The organism is Paenibacillus ihuae (assembly GCF_001368795.1).
Classification (GTDB): domain Bacteria; phylum Bacillota; class Bacilli; order Paenibacillales; family Paenibacillaceae; genus Paenibacillus_AQ; species Paenibacillus_AQ ihuae.
Map to the genome: position 1 here is coordinate 23,441 of NZ_LN831205.1, position 19,296 is coordinate 42,736.

A 19,296-nucleotide genomic window follows, 5' to 3' on the forward strand; every position below is an offset into this window, starting at 1 on the left:
GCCATGGTAGCGGAAGGCCGTTCCTTCAGTGGCGTGCTGTTTGCGGGGCTGATGATTTCGCCTGACGGCAAGCCTAAGACGATCGAGTTCAATGCGCGATTCGGCGATCCGGAGACACAGGTTGTGCTGCCGCGGCTGCGGAGCGATCTGCTGGAGATCTTTTTGGCCGTGGCTGAGGGCAGACTTGCCGATATCGACATTGAGTGGAGCGATGAGGCGGCTGTCTGCGTGGTTCTGGCCTCCCAGGGTTATCCGGGAACTTATCCGAAGGGTGTACCGATTACCGGTCTTGCGGAAGCCGGAGACGGGCTCGTATTCCATGCAGGGACGGCGCGGGATGAGGAAGGTCGCTGGATCACGAACGGCGGACGTGTACTTGGTATTGTAGGCAGGGGTGCGAATATTGCCGAAGCCCGCAATGCAGCATACGCAAGCGCGGATAAGATTCACTTCGCTGGAAAGCAGAACCGCAGTGATATTGCCATGAAGGCGCTGATCTGAGGATAAAGAACTGCAACCTAGCAAATTTTTACGCTATTAGTCCCAAAAAAGGACTGACAAGTGATAGAAGAAGTGCTATAATACAACACGTACGGGGGAAAATGTGCGGATATATACAGATAAAGGGTCTTTCCTTTCATGGAAAGGCCTTTTTTAAATCAGTTTTTTACGTACGGCATGCCTGCTGTCTTATATAGAATGCCTCGTGCCGGGAAAAGATACTTATAGTGCAAAAGTAGCGATGCGCTTATGCGAATGGCTAGCCACAGATTTAAGGGGGAATCACTTTTGAGTAAGGTTGGAAGAAATGACTTGTGCCCCTGCGGAAGCGGGAAAAAATACAAAAGATGCTGCCTGGGTAAAGAAACGTCAGCGGTGGAGTCCATACTGCGGCTCGTAACAACGGAAGAGGCGGCAGCACGCGAGGCTGTAATGGCTGAACCGGAGGCGATGCCAGCGGCTCCAGAAGCGGTCGTCCGGCCTGAAAGCAAGCTTACGCTGACCAAGCTGAAAAAAATGGTTGCACGTGAGCTGAAATGGGAGCATCCGGCCCATGAGCAGCTGGGATTGCAGCTGATTGAGAGCATGAGGGAGCAGTACGAGGGGGAACTGATTTTTGAAGCACTGGTTCTCTGGAACGGCTTCTCCCGCCAGGCCAAACCTGCGGTGAAGAAAACGGGCTCGTTCTGCGCGGCCATTGAATATATATTATCCGATGAATACGGCTTCACTCTGACCCAGACTGGGCTGGCCGAAAAGTATGAGGTTACCACGGCAACCATCTCCCGTAAGGTAAAGGAAATATTCAATTATATAGAGGAATACGGTATGGGCGGAGAATCGGATGAACTGCTCGTCCTTAACGGCTCGGGCACGCCCAGAGAGAAATCGCAGATGCTGCTCCATAAATCCATGGAAGCCACCTCTGTGAAGCGGCGGATTCAGCTGGCGGAAGCGGCACTGGAGGTCTATCCGGATAATTCCGATGCCTACCTGATCCTCGCCGAGGAGTCAGAGAATGAGCAGGAGGCACGGGCTTTGCTGAAAGCAGGGATCGCTGCCGGCGGACGTGAGCTGGGCGAGGATTTTTTTGCTAAGAATAAGGGCTATTTCTGGGGTCTTCATGAAACCCGTCCTTATATCCGTATATGTAAGAGCTATGCCGAATCCTGCTGGTTTGGCGGAAAAGCGGAAGAAGCGGCACAGACGCTGGAGCATATTCTGGAGCTTAATCCCGATGACAATACCGGAGCGCGTTATTTGCTGGCTGCGGTGTACCTCTACAGCAATCAGCTGAAAGAGGCGGAGCAGGTGCTTAAGAAATACGGCAAGGAGGATGCGGCAGCGGCTTTTGCCTATGACCGGATTGTCCTGGAGTATAAAAAGAACGGAATCACCTCCCAGCTCAAAATGCTCTACCGTGTAGCGCGCGGAGTGAACAAGCATGTGCCTGATTATTTACTGGGTGTGAAACGGCTGCCGCATAATCTTCCGGATTTTGTCGGCATGGGTGACTCCAATGAAGCGATTGAATACGTCATTATGCATTCCCGTTTATGGGCAAGTGTGCCGGATTTATTAAAATGGATGCTGAAGCAATAGAGATGTAGAGCTGCCGGGAAATCCCTGCAGCTCTTTTTTTAAGGATAAGAATGGATATGTCTTTGGAATCCCGTCAAAGTACCTGAGTCATCGGAGCTAAAGCCCCACACTTTGTGGGGCTATTTTATGTTGTATTGGTCTAAATACATAGGTTTTATCATCAAAGTAGGACAAAAGTTTTATTATATAATATGCTGCAAAAAAATGGGGAAAACGAGAAAAAAAACTGTTGACGAGCCCGAAGTAATTGGCTATATTTGTAATATATTAGAAAATGTTATCAGTTATCAGCGAAGAAGCAGAGGATTCTGCAGGTACTGCCGATGTTCCTTTAGGGGGTGGTTATTTGAACTACACAACCACGATTCGCAGCGAGCTGGAAGATTTCATTGAACGGGAAGGCTTGAATCTCAGCCAACTGGGCAGGAAGGCAGGCCTGAATGCCGGCACCGTCAGCTCCATTCTGAAAGGGAACAGGATTATGGCGGTTGACCAGCTGGACAGGATGACTAAGGTACTGGACCTGCCTGAAGGTTATTACTATGAGCAGTATATTCAGGAGTGTATTGTAGAGACCGTCCCGAACTGGCGCCGGATCAGGCCGTTCCTTTTCCGCTGTGCGGAGCTGGACAGTCCGGACTGCATCCGCAGGTCAGTGCAGCTGCTGCTCGACAACTTGACCTATTCGCCGCTGCTGTTTGAAGTTGCTGAAGAGTTTTTTACTGCCGGCAAACATAAGGCCGCTGTTATTCTCTACGAGAGCGTTGCCGCAAGTGAACGAAGGCAGCATTCGGAGCGGCTGGCCTTTTGCCAGTACCGGCTGTTTACGCTTCGCTTAGGTGATAATCAGGAGCGCAATCTTCAAGCAGCTTTACAATTTGAACCTTTTGTGGACAGGCTGGATGAAACGGATCAACTCGATGCCTTGAGGGAGTTAGCGAATACATACAAGTCATTACAACGTTGGGATAAGGTTGACGAAATCGCAGAAGAACTAGGAACTAAAGCCAAGATACAGCTCGAGCTGGTGTCCAAGCCCAGACATAAGAGAGATGAGCCTAAAAAGAAATTGAAGCGGCCACTCTTTGTATATTTGACGTTTTCGTATCTGCTGCGAGGCAGCGTTTGTGATGCGAGAGGAGCTTATGAAGAGGCACTTCAATATGCATATAAGTATGTTGACTTAAGCTGGGTTAAGGATAGGGATGACGAAACCCAAAAGTGGGTTGAACTTTACGAGGGGTGGTCAAAGGCGAATATTTTCGTTTGCAGACTTCTGCTCGGAGAGAAAGATATCATTGCTGATTATTTAGCATTCATTGACCAGGATGAGGATGAAATATTAATCGGGATTCTGAATATTGTAAAAGCTGCCAATAGATTTGATTTTAAAATTAATCATATTCTGGAGAAATATAAGTCTCGGGTTTTGCATTATGGAACGCTACAACCGGAGTCCATAGGGATATACACGCATCAAATCATAGCTGAGGAGTCTACGCTATGTTTCTATGAATTAGCCTATTATTATTTATGGAATGGGAATTACTCAGAAGGGTTTACATATCTGTTGTACGGCTTAGTGAAAGCTGATTCTATTAATAACGAGCCGCGTATTCTTTCATTTGTGAGATTGTTTGAACGATTCCGGGATTACGCATCATTTGATATACAGCTTGAATACCAAAATTTAATGAAAAAGGAGATTGGTAAAAATGAAAAGAAAAGTAGCGGCGTTGTTAGTGGTAAGTAGTTTGTTATTAGGAGCTGTAATTCCAGGCATATCCCAAGCGATTTTTGTCCCTTTAAATACACATGGTGGTGCGTAATCTGTATGTATTTTGTAGTTTTCGATTTCCCAAGACCAGCCCCCCGGCTGGTCTTTTTCTTTTCATAATTCTTAATATTTATCTGAAAAAAATTTCACGTGGAGAAAGGCATAGTCTTTTACAATACTATAAAAAGGAGGGATAAAAGGTGAAAGAATCAGAGATTCTAAAGCAAGGTATCGAACAAGCCCGGCACAAACTAAATAAACTCGAAGACCAATTTTATCTGGGCCATCCCGCTGTGCTCCATCAGTCGATGGTACTCGACGAACTTATAAATGAATACAACCGTCATTACTTCAAGGATTTAATGAGATCCTTGCACAGCAATGAACCTGCGGGCGAGGAGCTATGGCCGGCTCAATCGCTGCGGCTGCGATATATCTGAATACCTCCCACGCCAGATGTTTGATAGGTCAGTACCTGTACGTGGTTGCGGCAAAACGTTTGCACAACATTTGAATTAATCTCTGCCGCATCCGCATCCTCTTTTTGCAATCCCCTTGCTTATATTCTGCCAGTTACTCCAACTTTCTTGAATGCTATACTCCCTCCAATGAAAATAAACCTAACATGGAACTCAACATTAACCCCGATTGTACCGATAATTCAGGTAATAAATAAAGTTTACCGATGAAAATGTTTGTTTAATCCGCTTTTTTCTGAAAAAACCTGACATGGACATAGTTTTTTCACAGCTCGATGCAAAACGTTAAAGGGATAAAGAGTTTTTTTTGCAGAAATAAGCAGAAATAAGTCGAAAGATAGGCAGCATACAGAAAAGAGTACTATCGGCTCATATTTATAGAAGGTGGGGAGCCCTATGGCACTAAGAAAAATCAAGGAAGAGATAAGCAAGAAGGGGCAGAAGCCTGAACTGAAGGCAGTGGACGGGGCAGCCATGCTTCCATCTGCGGACCGGTCCAAGGAGAACGCGAAGCCGCTCGTATGGAAGTCGCCGATTGGGGCAGTCCGTAATATGGGGATTCGCGGCAAGCTGTTTTTGTCTGTAATTTTGTCTGTTGTGGCTATTTTCGTTATTGTAGCGGTAGTAATTTATAGCAATGCCAAACAGATTATCGTGGACGATCTGCACAGTTCCCTTTCTTACGAGAAGGAGAAAATCAGTGTGAAGGTGGGTGATCTGCTTCAGCCTGCTTCAGACAGCGTGGAATTGCTGAATGCGAACGCCTATGTCCGCAACTTCATCGCACAGGTGGATTCAGCGGATACGGTCAAGACCACTGAGGGGTACAGTGAATTAATTCAGACGCTTAACCTGATTAAGGACAGCAACAAGAACCTGCTCAATGTGTATATCGGCCTGGATGCGGTGAATAAGGTCATTACCCAGGATGAGTTCGAGCCTCCGGCGGACTTCAATATGAAGGAACGCGGCTGGTATGCTACCACGGCCAAGAATAACCGGCTGACGGTGACGGATCCCTACATTGATGCCGGTTCAGGCAAAATGGTCGTCAGTGTTACAGCGCCGATCCTGAATGACGCCGGCAAGCTGATCGGGGTGGCCGGGGCGGATATCTCAACGGAGCAGATTATACAGGCGCTGAGCGCTTTTAACTACAAGGGCAGCGGATTTGCCATATTGATCGATAAGACGGGGACGTTTATCTATCATCCCGACACAGATAATATTCTGTTGCAGAAGATAAGTGATCTTGGAGCTGACTGGAAGGCTGTCGGCGAAAAGATGGTTCAGTGGGGCGCTAATGTGATCCTGACGGATATCGACGGCAAAGCCAGCTATGTCTCCTATGCGCCAGCGGTGGACAAACAGTGGTCCGTTGCACTAATGGTTCCCCAGAAGAATGCTGAGAAGGAACTTCAGACGTTTAAGCTGATCTTCTTCCTGTCCATTATTATTTCTATTGTAGTGATGTTTGTACTGCTCTATTTGGTCTCGGGCAGTATTCTGAAGCAGATTCCCATCCTGACAGCAGCGTTCCAGAAAGCCATGACGGGGGATCTGTCAGCACGGGCCAGTGTCACGGCCAAAGATGAAATCGGTGTGCTGGCGAAGGGGTTTAACGATATGGTTTCTTCCCAGCAGAGATTGATTCAGGAAATTAAGCAGAGCTCACACAGTATCTCAGAGGCACTGGACAACACCGAGAAGAATGTATTTGTACTCGACGGGAGTATTTCGGAAATCTCGGCGATTACCGAGGAGTTGTCGGCCGGGATGCAGCAGACGGCAGCTTCTATGCAGGAAATGAACGCCAGCACGAATGAAATCGAGTCTGCCATCAGCGGCATTGCCCGCAAAGCCCAGGAAGGCGCCGAGACGGCCGGACAGATCAATGAACGTGCTGACAAGCTAAAGGAAGCCGCTATCCGGTCCAGGCAGCAAGCGGATGTGATATACGGGCAGAGCGAGGAGAAGCTGCGCAGTGCGATAGCGCAGGCGGGGTCCATCTCACAGATCACGGCCCTGTCAGGCGCGATTCTTGAAATTGCCGCGCAGACCAATCTGCTGTCGCTTAATGCCTCCATTGAAGCGGCGAGAGCGGGTGATGCAGGCCGGGGGTTTGCCGTTGTAGCTGAGGAGATCCGTAAGCTGGCTGAAACTTCACGCACGACTGTTACTGAGATCCAGGACGTAACCGAATCCGTTGTAAGGGCGGTATCCAAGCTCGTGGAGGGTGCGGAGAGTATGCTGCACTTTATGGACAGCCAGGTACTGAAAGATTACGATTCCATGCAGGAGACAGGACAGCGCTACAGCGAGGATGCCCGGTACATCGATGAGCTGGTGACGGATTTCAGTGCCACTTCCGAACAGCTTCTCGCCTCTATTCAGAGCATGCTGACAGCGATTGGAGAGACCAGCAGCGCTGCGAACGAAGGGGCAGAAGGGGCCAGCAGCATTGCTGTCCAAGCGGAGCAGATTATCAGTAAATCGGGTGAGATCGTAACGGAGATGGACGAGATTAAGAATAGCTCGGCACTGCTGCAGCAGGCCGTATCCAGATTTAAGGCATAAAGGATTAACGTATTTCGTATACCAGCTTTGCGCCGGTGGCACAAAGCTGGTTTTTTATGGGGTTATGTGAATACTTATGTTGTATGTTTGCCTGTTGAGTATTGCCTGGAGAGGACAGTTCTTGATAAAATGTCCTTGGAAGAGTATGTTACAAGAAGCGGAAATTATAGATAGAGACAGTGAGGCGAGGAATTGATGAGAGACGGCGAAGACCGGATCGTAGGAATGGAAGATATTGTGCGGGCACACCATGTGCTGCGGGAGGTAATCGTCCGTACGCCGCTTCAGCTGGATGCGGTGCTGTCAGCCAAGTATGACTGCAATGTATACTTGAAGCGTGAAGATTTGCAGATTGTCCGTTCCTTCAAGATTCGGGGCGCATACAATATGATTCGCAGCCTGCCTGCTGAAGATAGAGCCAAGGGTATTGTCTGCGCAAGTGCCGGCAACCATGCACAAGGGGTAGCTTACTCCTGCAAAGCGCTGGGGATTAAAGGGAAAGTCTATATGCCAAGCACGACACCGAACCAGAAGATCAAGCAGGTCCGGCGCTTTGGCGGTGAATTTGTGGAGGTTATTCTCAAGGGGGATACCTTTGATGATGCCTATGAAGAGGCCCTTCAGGCATGCGTGGATCATAGCATGACCCTGATTCACCCGTTTGATGAACCGCGGATTATCGCCGGTAACGGAACGATTGCTATGGAGGTTATGGAGAGCCTGGACAAGCCGGCGGATTATGTGTTTGTCACCATCGGCGGTGGCGGTCTGGCAGCAGGCGTAGCCACCTATGTGAAGACCGTAAGTCCTGCGACGAAGGTCATCGGTGTGGAGCCGACAGGGGCAGCTTCCATGAGTGAAGCCCTGCAATGCGGAGAAGTTGTAACCCTGGCGGAGATTAATAAATTTGTAGATGGGGCTGCCGTGAAGCGTGTCGGCGGATTAACCTATGATATTTGCGCGCGTCTTTTGGATGATGTGGTCAAAGTGCCTGAGGGCAAGGCGTGCACGACGATTCTGGAGCTGTACAATGAGAATGCAATTGTTGTTGAACCGGCAGGCTCGCTGCCCATTGCGGCACTCGACATGTACCGGGATCAAATCCGCGGCAAAACAGTGGTCTGCATCGTCAGCGGCGGCAACAATGATATTGACCGGATGCAGGAAATTAAGGAGCGTTCGCTCATTTATGAAGGACTCAAGCATTACTTCATGATCAACTTCCCGCAGCGTGCCGGTGCGCTGAAGGAGTTCCTGGCCGAAGTGCTCGGACCTGATGATGACATTACCCGTTTTGAATATACCAAGAAGAATGATAAAGAGAACGGACCGGCGCTTGTCGGGATTGAGCTGTTCCAGCGGGAAGATTATGAACCGCTCATCGAGCGGATGAAGCAGAAGGGCGTCGATTATACGGAGATTAACAAGGAACCTAATTTATTCAATATGCTGATTTAAAATATTAAAAGGCCCGTCTCGGAGCAATTCCGGGGCGGGCCTTTCTGCGTAATCTAATTCAGGGGGACTTCTTCCTTCAAATACTTCTCTACGCTGGCATCCTGCTTATAGCCGTTCTCTTTCAGCAGCTTCATCAGGCCATCAAGCTTCTGGAGGTACGGGCTGCTGCCGTTATTTTTAGCCAGAATACTGGTGTAGGCCTTCTGTGCCTCCAAATCCATTTCCAGATTGTCATAGTGGAAGAGCGGTGTATTGTTCTGTCCGTAAAAGGTATTGGTGACATACACCCGATACAGTGTCTTGACCGCTGTGATCCTGTTCGACTTGGGATAGTGCTGGATGAACTGCTCCTGGTTCAATGCTCTGGCGGCAACCTCGGACCAGCCGATGACCAGTCCGTTATCCTTGGAAGAAGGCAGATCCGACTCCGTAGCCATAATCGTTATATAATCGCGGATGTCACTCATCACGTACGCTTTATATTTGCGGTAGGCGGCGTAATCAATGACGGGGAAAAAGGAGCCCTCGGCCGTCTCCAGCTTATACCCGCTCTCCCCGGCACTTTTCAGTAAGGTGCGCAGGGCAGCATCCTCTGTACTCTCGGCCAGCTTAGCCATGCTGATCCCTGCTTTGTAAACGGAGGTAAGCTTCCGCTGTACAGAGCTGCCGCTGAATCTGCTCTCCCAGACAGGAAGTGCCGCCTTGTGCAGGTTCTCGAGCTTCAGAATCAGAACAGTAGCCTGGTAAGGGCTGACTGCATAGATATTGCTGTTCAAATATTGGATCGCCTGCGGAAGCCTGGCGGAGTCTGCCAGAAGCGGCAAAGCAGCTTGGTAAACCGCCTGGGCATGGCTGCTGGTACCGGTCGCAGTAGTAAGAATCTTCCCGGCTCCGGCAGAGGTGTCGGCAGCCGTCCCTTCAGCATGAACGGTTACGCCGGCTCCTTGCAGTCCAAGTGTGAGGGCCAGTGCAGTGATTAGAATACTGTGCTTCTTCATGGAAGTTTCCCCCTGTGTTGTCGGAAATAGAATAAGAAATCTAGGATTTGAAAAATATAAGTTTCAGTCCGAGCCCGCCGGCCAGACCTATAACCAGGCTTACCCAGGGTGAGACCGTAATCACCGGGAACAGGTTATCGAGGAATATCCCGGCAAAAATCACAACGACAGCAACTAGGACATAGATGCCGAGTGCCTTAATATCGAAGGTCTTGGCTTTGGGCGCATCATTCTCTGACAATGAAGACATCCATCTCACCAGCAGCTCCATAAGCACGATGGAACCCAGGCCCACGACGATCAGTGTAAATACACTAACCTTGCCGAACATATCTGCCGAACCGCCGCTCCACTCCATAAAGAGCCCGGCAATGGCCATTACACCGAAAAATAGGGTCAGCGCCGTCCACGCAATCATCAGGTAATAGTTCAGTTTGCTGCGTTCAGGCCGCGCTGGAACACTGCCCATAATATCCTTGAAATAATCCTCCGGATGCTCACCGAAGATTTGCTTGGCGTTTCTGCCTTTGCCCTGTCCCTGCAGCAGCAGTGCCGCCGCTTCCAGCAGCAGCTCCTCCGCACGTACCGGGTCTACCCGGCTTGCCCGCATAGCCAGAATCATATCTTCAAAGTATGAACGGTTAAACGGGGTCATTTGTTCACGCAGGGCGTTGTTTTCTTTAATCATAGCTTTGACTTTCATAGTATGGATGTAAACCTCCAATAGTGGTTAATCGGGTTAGCCTTTAACCTAGAGTATACGTTTGCACGGCGGTTGTGTGCAAGGACAACCCTTTGGCTTTGCCATGAATAATCTATTTTGGAAGAGTGAACACTGAAATTGTGATTAGCTTCACAAATATAGCTTACGAAGGGCAGGTAGCGTTATGGGACATGAGAAGAAGGAAGAGGTAGGTAAGTTCATGGGTGACGGCTTCGCACCTGCAGAGACAAACCAAGTGGGAGATTGGGGCAATTCTGACGGCTTCAGTCTGTGGGATGCTGCAGGACAGGATACGGAGACTGGCTTCGAGGACTGGGAAGGCCGCCAGGAAACCCACGATATGTTTCACAACAGCTACGATTGAATGAAGTTATGGAAAGATCCGGCCTCTTTTGCTCCCCGGGAGCAGAAGAGGCTTATTTTCTTGAATCTTGTTCACTTTTGTGGTGCGAGCTTATTGACAAGAAGAGTGTAAAACGTATAATAAAGATATTAATCATACTAAATTAATCGGAATTATAATACTTTGAAATAGCATTACTTTTGGAGGGGGATACACAATGGAGCGGAATATTGTAATCCGGCATAACCAGGAAGAACTTACAGCGAGCATACACTATCCATCACGGGAAAAGGGAACCTCCGGACGATGCAAGGACCGGGTGCCTCTGGCAGTCATTTGCCACGGGTTTGTGGGTAACCGGATCGGTGTTGACCGGATTTTTGTCAAGGCTGCGCGTGAGCTGGCTCAGGACGGATATATGGTAATCCGCTTCGACTATGCGGGCTGTGGGGAGAGCAGCGGCAATTATGGCAGTGAGGACATGGAATCAATGATTGCCCAGACCCGGGCAGTACTGGACTACGGCATCGGCTCAGCCGATGTCGATCCGCAGCGCGTCACCCTGATCGGTCACAGTCTTGGGGGAGCGGTAGCACTTCTGACAGCCGTCCGTGACCGCCGGGTTAAGAACCTTGTGCTGTGGGCAGCGGTCGGCTATCCGTTCAATGATATTGTGAAGATCGTAGGCAGAGAGGCTTATGACCGGTCTGTCAATGCCGGCTGTGCTGATTATGCGGGCTATTCCTTTACTCCGGTATATTTCAACTCCCTTGCGGCATTCCAGCCTTTTCAGGAGGCCGGCAAATTCAGCGGCGATGTGCTGGTCATTCATGGCACCTCCGATGATGTGATTCCGGTAGATTATGCGTTCCTTTACCAGAAGCTGTTCTGGACACGTCCCGAAGGGCGCTGCGACAAAGAAATCATTTTCCAGGGAGATCATACCTTCTCATCCGGACCGGCGCAGGAGCAGGTGCTGAAACGGACCAAGGATTGGATGAACCAGCAGGAGCATTTGCAGCAGGAATGGCAGAACTGGATGATTTAGCATCTGCGTATTAAGATGGCGTCAGATATAGATCAGCCAGCCCCTCTGCCAGAGAAGCCCGCTCGCAATCACCGGGAAATAGGGTTAAAATAAAGGGGCAGACCATATACTGGGTTATGGAGGAGGTTGGCTCCCTATGAAATTACCGGCATTTTTTATCGCGCATGGCTCTCCGGTCCTCGCGCTCGAGGATAACGAATATACTCGTTTTCTGGAGCGCCTTGGTCAGGATCTGGGGACGCCCCGGGGCATCGTTGTTTTCTCTGCACACTGGGACAGTCCCGAACAGCTGATTACGGTAGATGCGGAGCACGAAACGCAGCATGATTTCTATGGATTTCCGGAAGAAATGTACTCCCTGACCTACCCGGCACCTGGCGATCCAGCGCTTAGCAGCCGGATTTCCGAGCTTTTTAACCAGAGCAATCTCTCGCACCAGCCGGTTCTGGGCCGTGGTCTGGATCATGGCGTTTGGGTCATTCTTAAGAAAATGTTCCCTCAGGCCGACATTCCGGTTGTGGCATTATCAGTGGATTCTTTGCGCTCGCCTGAAGAACAGTATACGATCGGGCGGATGCTGGCTCCGCTGCGTGAAGAAGGGATTCTATTGCTCGGCAGCGGCGGACTCGTACACAATCTGCGTATGCTGAAGCAGGATGATCAGCCCGAATCCTGGGCTCAGGAGTTCGACGCCTGGATCGCCAAGGGACTCGAAAGCTGGGATCTGCCTTCCTTGTTCGCTTACGAGAAGAAGGCGCCGCATGTGCGGGATGCCGTTCCCTCTTATGGAAGAGAACATTTTGTTCCGCTGTTTTACATTATGGGCACTGCCGATGCCGGCAGGCAGGCACAGCTGATGATACAGGCTTACCAGTACGGTACGCTCAGTCTTAATTGTTGGATGGTCGATTAGCATAAATACAATAACCTGAGGATACAGCCGATAAAGAGGCTGTATCCTTTTTATTTGCAGGTTCAAGACAAATGGGCCATGCTGTGATTAAATGGAAGAAATAAGTTTTGTATTATATAGATTGAACTTATCTTTTCTATTATGGATTGGTTGTGACTACAGAGAATATTGGGACTTCCGGCTATTAGCGGTAGAAATCCGAAGACAGTTTATGCTTCCGTAGCGAGCTTTTCTGCGAAAAGCTTTCAGACGCACGCTAACGCTCCTACAGTTCCCAAATTCCCCTCCGCCACTTTTCCCATAAAGTATGTATATTTCAAGCCCAATCAGTATAAGTGAAAACTTTTAGGAGGAACAAAAACTGATGACCCTGAACCGCTATCCCTCCCGGATGATATCCGGTATTTTGCTTGCTGCCCTACTGCTCTCCGCCTGCGGGTCAGAGAACCCGGCGCCTGAGGCCGCTCCGACGGCCGTGCCTACCTTGTCTCCGCTGCCAAGCACAGTACCCGAGCCATCACCTACTGCTGAACCGGCAGCACAACAGGTGTCCGGACTAACCGGCCTTCCCGTGCAGGAGGGCAGCCTGCCGCGTCCGCTGGCTGTTATGATCAACAACGCGCCAGCCGCCCGTCCGCAGTCCGGGGTAAGCGAGGCTGACATCCTGTATGAAGTGTTGGCCGAAGGCGGGATCACCCGGATCATCGGGATATTCCAGAGCCATACAGGAGTGGTCAAAATCGGCCCGATCCGCAGCATCCGCCCTTATCTGATAGATCTCGGCGAGAGCTATGGCGGGGTAACGGTGCATGCCGGCGGCAGTCCGGCGGCTTATGCCATCCTCCAGCAGCAGAAGAAGGAGGATATGGACGAGATCGGCAGGGCGGGCGCTTATTTCTGGCGGGATAAGGAACGCAAAGCCCCGCACAATTTGTACAGCAACGCAGCGAAGCTGCGTGAAGGCGCTGCAAAGCTGGGTTATGCCGAGAGTGTAGAGGTTCCGGAGTACCTGTTCACCGATCCCGACTTTCTTCCGACTGAAGGGGAAGCCGCAGCGGAGCTGAACGTTAACTTTTTACTCAAAAGCTACACGGTAGGCTATAAATATGATACCCAGAGCCGTACATATCTCCGCTCTGTCAACGGCAAGCCGCATTTGGATCTGAATGATAATAGTCCGGTGGAGGCTGCCAATGTCATGGTGATCGGAGCAGACCATAAGGTGCTTGACGATGTAGGCAGACTTCAGGTCGATGTGGAGCTGGGCGGAGAGGCGCTGCTCTTCCAGCGCGGAACAGTCCTGAAGGGCAAATGGGCGCGCAATCCGGGAGACATCATCCGCTTCGTAAAGGCAGACGGCACGGAAGCGCTGATGTATCCTGGGGTGACCCATATACTGATCGTACCGAACAGCCCTTCCTTCAGCAGTCATGTGGAGTATCCGGTTTCGCCAAGCCCGGGCTGATTTTGACCGAAAAAAAGCGGGTTCAAGGAATTATTTTGTCCATTCCGGGGAATTGTTAATATAGTGTAAAAAAGTTCGGTTCTTTTACTTCTATCCCTTCAGCTGATATGTTAAGATAACAAAGGTTGTCATTCCTTTTCAGGCTGCTTACATTTGGAAGACATTCCGTTTTCACGGCAATATTATGTAAAGGGGTTTAAACTAATGAAGTTGAAAAAAAAGGATATTTTCTTTGAGACGCTGGAAAATATGGCGGATACCATTGTCCAGGCGGCAGATTACTTCGCTCAGAATATTACCAGTCTCCGGGATAATGTCGATAATTTCGCTGCGGTGATGAAGAAGTACGAAAGCCAATGCGACACCTACACGCACACTGTCATCAAGGAACTGAACAAAACGTTCATCACTCCGATTGAGCGTGACGACATTATGGATTTGATCACCAGCATGGATGATGTTATTGACGGCCTGGAGGCTTCAGCTTCACGGTTCTATATGTACAACCTGCTGGACGCGGATGAATATATTGTGCAGTTCGCGGAAATTCTCCGCCAGTCTGCCTATGAAATTCAAAAAGCGGTTCATCTGCTCTCCCAGAAAAAGCTGCTGGCGATTCGTGAGTATACGATCCGTCTGAACGATCTGGAGAACCAGGGTGATGAGATTCTTCGTATCTGCACCAAAAACCTGTTCGAAACCGTTAAAGATCCTATCGAGCTAATTAAACGCAAAGAGCTCTACGAGCGGTTGGAAACGACTACTGATAAATGTGAAGACGTAGCCAACATGCTGGAATCGATCATCATGCGCAACTCATAAGGGGCTCTAAGATATGGAAACATCATTATTAATGCTCAGTTTTGTTATATTTCTCGCGCTAGCCTTCGATTTTATCAATGGTTTCCATGATACGGCCAACGCCATCGCCACTTCTGTTTCGACACGTGCGCTTAAGCCGCGTACAGCTATTATTATGGCAGCGCTGATGAACTTTGTCGGGGCGCTGATGTTTACAGGCGTAGCCAAGAAGATCGGCGGCAGTATCACCGATCCGACGCTGCTTACTAACGGTATAGACATTGTAGCCGCAACCCTGATAGCCGCTATCATCTGGAATCTGATCACCTGGTGGCTCGGTATTCCGTCCTCTTCCTCACATGCCCTGATCGGTGCTTTGGCTGGTGCGGTCTATATCGGAGCCGGTTCGGACCACATCAAGTGGAGCGGATTCATCGAGATCGTTGAGGGACTGGTATTCTCCCCGCTGATCGCCTTTGTAATCGGTTATATTGTCATGACAATTCTCAAGTGGGTGTTTGCCAAGCGCAGTCCGCATACAGTGAACAAAGGCTTCCGTACCATGCAGGTACTGACGGCTGCCCTGCAGTCCTTTACGCATGGTACCAATGATGCCCAAAAGGCGATGGGGATCATCACCTTTGCCCTGGTAACCTCGGGACGTCTGGATAGCATGGAAGTGCCGCTGTGGGTTAAAATCGCCGCTGCAGCATCTATGGCCCTCGGGACCTCGATTGGCGGATGGAAGATCATTAAAACAATGGGCACCAAGATATTCAAGATTGAACCAATCAACGGTTTTGCCGCAGATATCTCTGCCGCATCCGTAATTTTCTCGGCCACCATGCTGCATTTGCCGGTAAGCTCCACGCATGCCATTACGTCAGCCATTCTCGGCGTGGGTTCGGCCAAGCGTTTCTCTGCTGTGAAATGGGGAGTAGCCGGACGGATTATCATTACCTGGTTTATTACCATTCCGATTAGTGCAGTGCTGGCAGGAATTATCGTTAAAATTTTCTTCTAGAACATGGGGACTAAGATGTTAGAGGCCAGAGACGGCTGCTGACATCTTTTTTTATTGGTTATTGGTTAGCCAGGAATTCCATAGATTGGGTTAAGGACACCGCAGAGTGTCTTTTTTACTTGGTATAAGAGAGAAACGTCACTAAAAGTTACATGCGATTGATAAAAAACATTGATTGGGGCAAAAAGAAAATGAAATATCTCACTTTCTGAAAAGAAAATGACATGATTTTTTGAAAAAATGCGTAGGATTATATAGTTTTCAGTAGTCTCTACAGTAAGGTGTGTTTTAAGTGTTACCATAGCTGACAGTGAGCAGCTTAAGAATTCTTATATCTATAGAAGCGTGTAAAGGAGGCCTGTCGTTGATCGACTTTCATCAGGTAGAGAAACATTACGGACAATTTCATGTGCTGAAAAACATCGACCTTCATGTACAGGAAGGGGAAGTGGTTGTCGTAGTCGGCCCTTCAGGGTCCGGTAAAAGCACCATGCTGCGCTGCATCAACCGGCTGGAGACGATAACCAGCGGCGGACTGACTGTTGATGGAATAACGGTTAATGAGCGTAAAACGGATATCAACAAGCTGCGCAAGGAGATCGGAATGGTGTTTCAGCATTTCAATCTGTATCCGCACAAGAAGGTGATCGACAATATTACACTGGCACCGGTCAAGGTGCTGGGACTTAGCAAGGCGGAAGCGGAGAAGACCGCGATGTATTATCTGGATAAGGTCGGCATTGCCGATAAAGCCCATGCTTATCCTTCTCAACTGTCCGGCGGGCAGCAGCAGCGTGTCGCCATAGCCCGGGGGCTGGCAATGAAGCCGAAGATTATGCTCTTCGACGAACCGACCTCAGCGCTTGATCCGGAGATGGTCGGAGAGGTGCTCGATGTCATGCGTACGCTGGCCAATGAAGGTATGACCATGGTAGTGGTTACGCATGAGATGGGTTTTGCCAAAGAGGTGGCCGACCGGGTCATCTTCATGGATCAGGGTCAGATCGTGGAGGAAGCGGAGCCCGCGCAGTTCTTCGCCAGTCCAAGGGAAGAACGGACCCGGACGTTTCTCAGCCGTGTACTGAGTCATTAACCAAATATATAGATTATAAGGAGGAAGAGAAATGAAGATGCTTAAAAGCTTTAAATGGTTAAGTGTGCTGATGGTCGCTGCATTATTCGTCATTGCCGGGTGCGGAAATAACAACAATGCCGGGAATAATACGGCGGCAAGCGGCGGCAATACCGCCGGGGAAGCGGCGGATTCTGCTGCGATCGCCAAGATCAAGGAACGCGGCAAGCTGCTGGTTGGAGTTAAATATGACACCAGATTGTTCGGACTCAAGGATCCTGCCTCCGGCAACGTTGAAGGCTTCGATATCGATATCTCCAAAGCGATTGCCAAGCACATTCTGGGTGATGAAAATGCAATTGAACTGAAGGAAGTAACCTCCAAAACACGCATTCCGATGCTGAACAACGGTGAGATTGATATGGTTGTCGCTACGATGACAATCACCGAGGAACGCAAGAAGGAAGTTGATTTCTCCGACGTGTATTTCCAGGCCGGACAATCGCTGCTCGTGAAGAAAGGCAGCCCGATTACCGGACTTGAAAGTGTAACGAAGGATACCAAGATCCTGGGTTCCAAGGGTGCTACTTCGATCAAGAACATTAAAGAGAAGGTCCCGGGTATAACGGTACTGGAATTCGATAACTATCAGGATGCTTTCGCAGCCCTGAAGGCAGGTCAAGGGGATGCACTGACAACCGACGATGCGATTCTGTACGGTATGGCTTCCCAGGATGACGGTTATGAAGTTGTAGGTAAACCGTTCACCGATGAGCCGTACGGCATTGCCGTGCAAAAAGGCAACACGGATGTGGTTAAGGCCATTAATGATACACTGGCTGAACTGAAAGCAAACGGCGAATACGATGCCATCTATACCAAATGGATCGGTAAAGCTCCAGCGAAATAAGTGTGAACAGGTCTTGCCCTTATAAGGATTTCAGAAACGGTACCCGGCCCTGTAGAGGACCGGCTCTGCCGTTTCTTCTTGTAAACAGACAGGGCAGGGTAGGAACAAAGTAAGTAAGTCCAACTAATTATCTTGTAGGCAAGGGTAGGTGAGAACGATGGATTTTTCGATATTAACCGATTATTTCGGCCTTTATCTGGAGGGCTTCTGGGGCACGATCCTGTCCAGTGTGCTGGCCTTGATCGGCAGCTTTCTGCTCGGCGCGGTAATCGCGGTGTTCCGTATCACCACGGTGAAGGCACTGCGCTGGTTCGGAACGGGATACGTCGAGTTCGTCCGTAATATTCCGCTGCTGCTTGTGGTGTATATTTTCTATTACGGCCCGTCGGCACTGGGTTTTCCGCTTGACGGCTTTAAGGCCGGAACGATAGGTCTGGCCGTATATACCTCGGCATTTATTGCAGAAGCGATCCGTGCGGGAATTATGGCTGTCCCCAAAGGGCAGATGGAGGCGGCACGTTCGTCCGGACTCAGCTATATCCAAACCATGATGCATGTGATTTTACCTCAGGCCATTAAGCTGGTCATTCCGCCGCTCGGGAACCAGTTCATTAACCTGATCAAGAACTCTTCCGTGCTGACCATTGTCGCCGGGTTTGACCTGATGTATTTCGCAGACAGCATCTCCACAGAGACCTACCGCACCTTCGATACTTATATTTTTGTGGCGGTATTCTATCTGGTGCTGACACTGCCGCTCAGTTACGGCGTCCGGGTATGGGAGCGCAGGCTGCAGCGGAAGTACTAAGAGGGTATACCCGCGTAATTAAGATTTAGGAACACTTTGATAACTAGCAAGGAGGGATACTATGGATTTTGCCGGTGCATTTTCAGCCGCGAATTTAGGTTTTTTGATGGACGGCTTCTACCTTACACTAATTGTGGCTTTTGTGTCGATCATCCTTAGCTTTGTGATTGGCGTGATTGTCGGTGTAATCCGCTATGCGGAAGTGCCGGTGCTCTCGCCGGTGATGTTCTTTCTGGTCGAGCTGATCCGTAACCTGCCGCTGCTGCTGATTATTTTCTTCGTCCGCTTTGCGCTGCCAGAGGTAGGAATTAAGATGGGGCTTACCACTGCGGCGATTGCCGCACTCACGATCTTCGAGGCTGCGATGATTGCGGAGATTGTGCGCGGGGGATTGACGGCCGTTGACAAGGGGCAGATAGAAGCCGCACGTTCGTCCGGACTCAGCAGTTTTCAGACGCTGTGGCATATCGTGCTTCCGCAAGGGCTGCGTCATATGGTGCCGCCGCTCGTCAGCCAGTTCATTTCCCTGCTCAAGGATACCTCACTTGCGACGATCGTCGCCCTGCCGGAGCTGATGCACAATGCGAAGATCGTTATGGGGCAGAAGGAAAGCTTCACGATTCCTGTTCTGCTGCTGATCGCTGTGCTGTATTTCGCAGTGAATTACCTGCTGTCACTGGTTTCGAGAAGACTTGAGCATAAAACGGCCTGATTTGGCGGAAACCAATACCATAGCATATAAAAGAAGCGGGGGTTATGGTAGTATAGTTGACAACATCTCTTGGCAGGAGCAGTG

18 protein-coding genes are annotated in these 19,296 nt (G+C 49.7%); 16 read left to right on the forward strand and 2 right to left on the reverse strand.

Translation table 11 applies throughout. The features are described from left to right. The 6 genes from AQR02_RS28790 to ilvA form a co-directional block, all read left to right on the forward strand. On the forward strand, nucleotides 1-501 hold a 501-nt coding region (locus AQR02_RS28790), incomplete at its 5' end, for a phosphoribosylamine--glycine ligase (RefSeq protein ID WP_280818677.1). Nucleotides 502-789: 288 nt separating this feature from the next. Beyond that, nucleotides 790-2,103 (forward strand): SEC-C metal-binding domain-containing protein, encoded by a 1,314-nt coding sequence (locus AQR02_RS28795; protein ID WP_054943744.1) that lies wholly within the window; start codon nucleotides 790-792, stop codon nucleotides 2,101-2,103. Nucleotides 2,104-2,608: 505 nt separating this feature from the next. Next, complete coding sequence (locus AQR02_RS28800) at nucleotides 2,609-3,856, forward strand: tetratricopeptide repeat protein (RefSeq protein WP_245237789.1); 1,248 nt, start codon at nucleotides 2,609-2,611, stop codon at nucleotides 3,854-3,856. Nucleotides 3,857-4,080: 224 nt separating this feature from the next. Further along, nucleotides 4,081-4,320 (forward strand): aspartyl-phosphate phosphatase Spo0E family protein, encoded by a 240-nt coding sequence (locus AQR02_RS28805; RefSeq protein ID WP_054943746.1) that lies wholly within the window; start codon nucleotides 4,081-4,083, stop codon nucleotides 4,318-4,320. A gap of 435 nt (nucleotides 4,321-4,755) precedes the next feature. Beyond that, the gene (locus tag AQR02_RS28810; RefSeq protein ID WP_054943747.1) at nucleotides 4,756-6,936 is read left to right on the forward strand and encodes a methyl-accepting chemotaxis protein; all 2,181 of its coding nucleotides are present in this window, start codon (nucleotides 4,756-4,758) and stop codon (nucleotides 6,934-6,936) included. A gap of 195 nt (nucleotides 6,937-7,131) precedes the next feature. Beyond that, nucleotides 7,132-8,394, forward strand: coding sequence for a threonine ammonia-lyase IlvA (gene ilvA, locus AQR02_RS28815; protein WP_054943748.1), 1,263 nt, complete (start codon nucleotides 7,132-7,134; stop codon nucleotides 8,392-8,394). Nucleotides 8,395-8,447: 53 nt separating this feature from the next. Here the strand turns inward: ilvA and AQR02_RS28820 are convergent, their stop codons facing one another. Together AQR02_RS28820 and AQR02_RS28825 are read right to left on the reverse strand one after the other, a co-directional pair. Beyond that, complete coding sequence (locus AQR02_RS28820) at nucleotides 8,448-9,392, reverse strand: hypothetical protein (RefSeq protein ID WP_054943749.1); 945 nt, start codon at nucleotides 9,390-9,392, stop codon at nucleotides 8,448-8,450. Between the two features lie 40 nt (nucleotides 9,393-9,432). Further along, nucleotides 9,433-10,095 (reverse strand): DUF1129 family protein, encoded by a 663-nt coding sequence (locus tag AQR02_RS28825; RefSeq protein WP_054943750.1) that lies wholly within the window; start codon nucleotides 10,093-10,095, stop codon nucleotides 9,433-9,435. 184 nt (nucleotides 10,096-10,279) lie between these two features. Between AQR02_RS28825 and AQR02_RS28830 the strand changes: the two genes are divergently transcribed. The 10 genes from AQR02_RS28830 (at nucleotide 10,280) to AQR02_RS28875 (ending at nucleotide 19,212) form a co-directional block, all read left to right on the forward strand. Then, on the forward strand, nucleotides 10,280-10,480 hold the full coding sequence (locus AQR02_RS28830) for a hypothetical protein (protein WP_054943751.1): 201 nt from the start codon (nucleotides 10,280-10,282) through the stop codon (nucleotides 10,478-10,480). A gap of 196 nt (nucleotides 10,481-10,676) precedes the next feature. Beyond that, the gene (locus tag AQR02_RS28835; protein WP_054943752.1) at nucleotides 10,677-11,507 is read left to right on the forward strand and encodes an alpha/beta hydrolase; all 831 of its coding nucleotides are present in this window, start codon (nucleotides 10,677-10,679) and stop codon (nucleotides 11,505-11,507) included. A 136-nt stretch (nucleotides 11,508-11,643) separates the two neighbouring features. Continuing rightward, the gene (locus AQR02_RS28840) at nucleotides 11,644-12,420 is read left to right on the forward strand and encodes a DODA-type extradiol aromatic ring-opening family dioxygenase (protein WP_054943753.1); all 777 of its coding nucleotides are present in this window, start codon (nucleotides 11,644-11,646) and stop codon (nucleotides 12,418-12,420) included. Between the two features lie 364 nt (nucleotides 12,421-12,784). Next, entirely contained in the window at nucleotides 12,785-13,885 is a 1,101-nt protein-coding gene (locus tag AQR02_RS28845; RefSeq protein WP_054943754.1) for a DUF3048 domain-containing protein, read from the forward strand. A 204-nt stretch (nucleotides 13,886-14,089) separates the two neighbouring features. Next, entirely contained in the window at nucleotides 14,090-14,707 is a 618-nt protein-coding gene (locus AQR02_RS28850) for a DUF47 domain-containing protein (RefSeq protein WP_054943755.1), read from the forward strand. A 13-nt stretch (nucleotides 14,708-14,720) separates the two neighbouring features. Continuing rightward, nucleotides 14,721-15,710 (forward strand): inorganic phosphate transporter, encoded by a 990-nt coding sequence (locus AQR02_RS28855; RefSeq protein WP_054943756.1) that lies wholly within the window; start codon nucleotides 14,721-14,723, stop codon nucleotides 15,708-15,710. Nucleotides 15,711-16,074: 364 nt separating this feature from the next. Beyond that, the gene (locus AQR02_RS28860) at nucleotides 16,075-16,803 is read left to right on the forward strand and encodes an amino acid ABC transporter ATP-binding protein (protein ID WP_054943757.1); all 729 of its coding nucleotides are present in this window, start codon (nucleotides 16,075-16,077) and stop codon (nucleotides 16,801-16,803) included. Nucleotides 16,804-16,840: 37 nt separating this feature from the next. After that, nucleotides 16,841-17,692, forward strand: coding sequence for a glutamate ABC transporter substrate-binding protein (locus AQR02_RS28865; protein ID WP_054943871.1), 852 nt, complete (start codon nucleotides 16,841-16,843; stop codon nucleotides 17,690-17,692). A 157-nt stretch (nucleotides 17,693-17,849) separates the two neighbouring features. After that, nucleotides 17,850-18,500: an amino acid ABC transporter permease gene (locus AQR02_RS28870; protein WP_054943758.1), complete on the forward strand. Its 651-nt coding sequence runs from the start codon at nucleotides 17,850-17,852 to the stop codon at nucleotides 18,498-18,500. A gap of 61 nt (nucleotides 18,501-18,561) precedes the next feature. Further along, complete coding sequence (locus tag AQR02_RS28875; protein WP_054943759.1) at nucleotides 18,562-19,212, forward strand: amino acid ABC transporter permease; 651 nt, start codon at nucleotides 18,562-18,564, stop codon at nucleotides 19,210-19,212. Nucleotides 19,213-19,296: the final 84 nt, after the last annotated feature.

What these genes read in the sequence shown, in the direction of transcription:
- AQR02_RS28800 (WP_245237789.1), top strand. Translation starts at nt 2,609, where the DNA reads ATGACTAAGGTACTGGACCTGCCTGAAGGTTATTACTATGAGCAGTAT.
- AQR02_RS28810 (WP_054943747.1), top strand. Translation starts at nt 4,756, where the DNA reads ATGGCACTAAGAAAAATCAAGGAAGAGATAAGCAAGAAGGGGCAGAAG.
- ilvA (WP_054943748.1), top strand. Translation starts at nt 7,132, where the DNA reads ATGAGAGACGGCGAAGACCGGATCGTAGGAATGGAAGATATTGTGCGG.
- AQR02_RS28820 (WP_054943749.1), bottom strand. Translation starts at nt 9,392, where the DNA reads ATGAAGAAGCACAGTATTCTAATCACTGCACTGGCCCTCACACTTGGA.
- AQR02_RS28825 (WP_054943750.1), bottom strand. Translation starts at nt 10,095, where the DNA reads ATGAAAGTCAAAGCTATGATTAAAGAAAACAACGCCCTGCGTGAACAA.
- AQR02_RS28830 (WP_054943751.1), top strand. Translation starts at nt 10,280, where the DNA reads ATGGGACATGAGAAGAAGGAAGAGGTAGGTAAGTTCATGGGTGACGGC.
- AQR02_RS28835 (WP_054943752.1), top strand. Translation starts at nt 10,677, where the DNA reads ATGGAGCGGAATATTGTAATCCGGCATAACCAGGAAGAACTTACAGCG.
- AQR02_RS28840 (WP_054943753.1), top strand. Translation starts at nt 11,644, where the DNA reads ATGAAATTACCGGCATTTTTTATCGCGCATGGCTCTCCGGTCCTCGCG.
- AQR02_RS28845 (WP_054943754.1), top strand. Translation starts at nt 12,785, where the DNA reads ATGACCCTGAACCGCTATCCCTCCCGGATGATATCCGGTATTTTGCTT.
- AQR02_RS28850 (WP_054943755.1), top strand. Translation starts at nt 14,090, where the DNA reads ATGAAGTTGAAAAAAAAGGATATTTTCTTTGAGACGCTGGAAAATATG.
- AQR02_RS28855 (WP_054943756.1), top strand. Translation starts at nt 14,721, where the DNA reads ATGGAAACATCATTATTAATGCTCAGTTTTGTTATATTTCTCGCGCTA.
- AQR02_RS28865 (WP_054943871.1), top strand. Translation starts at nt 16,841, where the DNA reads ATGCTTAAAAGCTTTAAATGGTTAAGTGTGCTGATGGTCGCTGCATTA.
- AQR02_RS28870 (WP_054943758.1), top strand. Translation starts at nt 17,850, where the DNA reads ATGGATTTTTCGATATTAACCGATTATTTCGGCCTTTATCTGGAGGGC.
- AQR02_RS28875 (WP_054943759.1), top strand. Translation starts at nt 18,562, where the DNA reads ATGGATTTTGCCGGTGCATTTTCAGCCGCGAATTTAGGTTTTTTGATG.